The following is a 3,585-nucleotide window of genomic DNA, read 5'->3' on the forward strand; positions in this document are numbered from 1 at the left end:
GACCGCTCCTCGGCGGCGAGCCTCGCGCGGAAGGTGCGGTACGCCCCGAGCAGGTACGCCCAGTGGCGGCTGGCCGCGTCGCCGAGCCGTTCCCCGGCCGCCAGGTGATAGTCCTCGACGCGCATGCCGGCGAGTTCCGGGTCGGCGTCCCTGACCCGCCGTACCAGGTCCCGGGTGAACAGGCTGCCTTCGAGGCTGACGGAGAGGAGCTCGACGTCCCCGATTCTCAGTGTCATGAGCCGGCCCCGGCCGGCAGGTAGACGTAGACCCCGAGGACGTCGGCCCGGTCGTGCGGGGTGACGGTGAGCCCGCGGCGGCGGCGCAGCCCGGCGACCTCCCGGGCCCGCAGGTGGGCCTCGCGCAGCGTCTCGGCGAGCCGCTCGCCCTGTGCGTCCAGCTCAGGCGCGACGTCGGCGAGCTCGGTGATGGCGCGTTCCGCCTGCCGGCGAACGAACTCGGGCAGGGCGTTCTCCGGGTCGACGGCGAACAGCCGGTCGATGTCGGGCGGCGTCAGCCACTCGCGGTTCTCCCCGCGGCCACGGTAGCCGACCAGGCGCGCGTCCTCGGCCACGGTGTCGACGGTCTTCGCCGCGCCGGGCAGCGTCAGATGGAACCGGTAACGCACGAGGAGTACCACCGTGCGCGTGGCCACCGCGGAGGTGCGGAACACCCCGCAGCGCGCCCCCGGCGGGCGCCGCACCGCACCACCCGCCGGGTCCGCGGGAGCGCCCGCCGGGTCCGCCCGGTCCGCGGGAGCGCCCGCCCCCGCGGGCCCGAGATCATCCACCGGGGCGATCACCCCGGTCCGGTCGTCCAGCGCCTCCTCCAGCACCGCGCGGGCGAGCCCCGTGACCGCCGGGTCGGTCCGCACCAGGGCCCGGTGGCCGGGCGGAACCGGCAGGTCGTCGTGCAGAACCAGCCGGCCCGCGCCGCCCGGCGACACGCGCAGGGCATCGGTGTAGAGGGGGTCCAGCCCGGTCACGTCGGCGACGAGACCGTCCGAGGTCTCCGTCGGAACCACCTTCACGCCCAGCTCGTCGAGGGTGTTCAGGACGAACCGGCGGACGTCGGCCTGGCTGCCGAGGGCTTCCCGCACGTCGTCCAGTACGCCCTGCACCTCGTCCAGGTCGACTCCGCTGTGGGCGTACTTCGTCAGCGTCCGGGACTCCCGCTTGGCGGCGCTGTGCCACTCGTCGGTCACCTCGTCGTCGGTCCGGACGACGTCGAGATCGAGGGTGAGCTGCTCGCCGTCCTTGCGGCGCAGGACCAGCCCTTCAAGCATGGCGATGAGCAGGCTCTCGGCGTTGTCGGGAACCGGGACCGTCACCCCGGTGTCGCGGGCGATCCGGCGGTGCTTGCGCAGCAGGACGTCCAGCACGAGACCGTCGATGCCGTTGTCCGCGCCGTACAGGGTGACCGCGCGGACGTACGACTTCCGCTGGCCGAACCGGTCGACCCGGCCCTCGCGCTGCTCATGACGGGTCGGATTCCAGGCCAGATCGTAATGGATCACCGCCTGGAAGCTCTCCTGGAGGTTGATGCCCTCGGACAGACAGTCGGTAGCGACGAGAATGTGCCGGCCCGGGGTGGCGGTGAGCCTCTCGATGCGGGCGGCCCGCGCCGCGTGGGGCAGCTCGCCGGTGACGGTCTCGACCGTCGCCTTCTTCCCGAACGTCGCCGTGAGATGCCTGCCGATGTATTCCGCCGTCGGGAGGTAGCGGCAGAACACGATCGGGTCGTACCCGTCGGCCTGCAGACCCTTGATCTCTTTGATCAACGTCGTCAGCTTGGCGTCGTGTTCCTTCCCCGCCAGCTCCAGCTCCTTGGCCCGACCGGCCAGCCTCGCGAGCGCCGCCCGCGCCCCGGCGGAGAGGGTGTCGTCGAGCGCACCGGGGGCGACGTCCAGCCCGTCGATCGCCTCGGCCTCGATCAGGTCGTAGGTGCCGGGGCGGCCCAGCGCGTCCGCCTCGGCCGCCGATCCGGCGGCGGCGGTGACCGACCGCGCGGTGAAGGTCGCCGCCGCCGCGGCCGGCGAGGACGCCACCGATCGCAGCAGGGCCAGTGCCGACCACCACCGCACCCGGCGGGTCCGCTCCCCGTCGGGATTCGTGACCGTCTCCCGGGCGAAGGCGAGCACCTCGTCGTGGAACCCGGAGTAGGCCGCGCTCATCCGGTACCCCACGTCGCGGTACTGGCGATCCTCCGGGAAGGGGGTGTCCTGCCCTTGATAGCGGCGGATATCGCGGCGGCGGCGCTGCACGAAGTGCCGGGCGAGCTCCTCCCGGCCACGCACGGTGTCCAGATCGAGCAGCGCGAGCCGCGGGCTGAGCAGGCTCAGCAGATCCCGGAACGCATCCTGCTTACCGGAGTGGGGCGTGGCGGTGACCAGCAGGAGGTGGCGGGGGCGGCCCTGTTTCGTGGGACGGTCGGCGATGCCGCGCAGCAAGTCGTAGCGCTTCTGCCCGGCGCTGCTGGACGCGCTGCCGGCCGCGCTGCCGGCCGCCGGGACGCAGGTGTGCGCCTCGTCGACGATCACCAGGTCCGGGCAGGACCGCGCGAACAGCGTCCGGCGCTCATCCGTCTTGATGAAGTCCGTCGAGACGATCGTGAACGGGAAGTGTTCGAAGATGGATACTCCGCCCGCCCGGCGCTCCAGGCCGGCGACCGTGGACGTCAGGACCAGCTCGGCCTCGATGGCGAACTTGTCGGCCAGCTCCGCCCGCCACTGTTCGGCGAGCGCGGGTGGGCAGAGCACCGTCAGCCCGGTGGCGTCCCCCTGCACCAACAGCTCCTTGGCGATGAGAGCCGCCTCCACCGTCTTGCCGATCCCGACGTCGTCGCCGATGAGCAGGCGGACCGGGTCCTGGCGCAGCGCGAGGAGCAGCGGGACGAGCTGGTACTGCCGGGGGGTGACCGCGACGGCGGCGAGCGAGCGCAGCGGGCCGGCGCTCGCGGTGAAGCCGAGCCGCAACGCGGTGGCCAGGATGGAGATGGAACGGTGGTCGCCGGCCGCCGCCGGATCCGGCGGCGGGAAACCCACGGACGTCGCCTCGTCCCGGAACAGCCCGGTGACGTACTCCTCGTCCCCACCGAGCGGCCGCACGACGAGGAAATTCGGGTCGTCGCCGGGCAGGACCACCCATTCGCGCCCGCGGGCCTTCACCAGCGACCCCGGCTCGAAGTCGCGGGTCGGTGTGGCGCCGGTCGGTGTGGCCCCGGCCGGTGTGGCGCCGGTCGGTGTGGCGCCGGTCGGTGTGGCTCCGGTCGGTGTGGGGTGGCGCGGCGTCGAAACGGCCGCCATCAGCCGCGCCGCCCGCGGCCGAACACGTTCGGGTAGTGCGCCACGATCTTCCCCCACTCCGCGTCATACCGGAACCGGACGACCAGCCACCCCAGGTCGGCCAGCCGGTCCTCGGCGTCGGCGTCCCGCGCGGCCGCGTCGGCGGCGTCATGGTGCGGACCGTCGACGAACACGGCCACCGCCCCCGACGGCAGCCGGTAGACGAAGTCCGGCCGCGCCGCCGCGTCCGATACAAGCATTTGCGTCGCGTCAGGTAACCGATAACCCTCTTCGCGGAGGAATGT

3 protein-coding genes are annotated in these 3,585 nt (G+C 73.0%); all 3 read right to left on the reverse strand.

The annotated features are described in order from the left end of the window. On the reverse strand, positions 1-236 hold a 236-nt coding region (locus AC08OP_RS22685; protein WP_476616024.1), incomplete at its 3' end, for a hypothetical protein. Next, positions 233-3,301 carry a helicase-related protein gene (locus AC08OP_RS22690; RefSeq protein WP_476616025.1) on the reverse strand — a complete coding sequence of 1,023 codons (3,069 nt, stop codon included), beginning with the start codon at positions 3,299-3,301 and terminating at the stop codon, positions 233-235. The genes AC08OP_RS22690 and AC08OP_RS22685, both read right to left, overlap by 4 nt. Next, positions 3,301-3,585, reverse strand: a 285-nt coding sequence (locus AC08OP_RS22695; protein WP_476616026.1) for a hypothetical protein, incomplete at its 5' end; no start/stop codon positions are given. The genes AC08OP_RS22690 and AC08OP_RS22695, both read right to left, overlap by 1 nt.

The sequence above is a fragment of the Frankia sp. CeRuru1 genome (assembly GCF_977966315.1).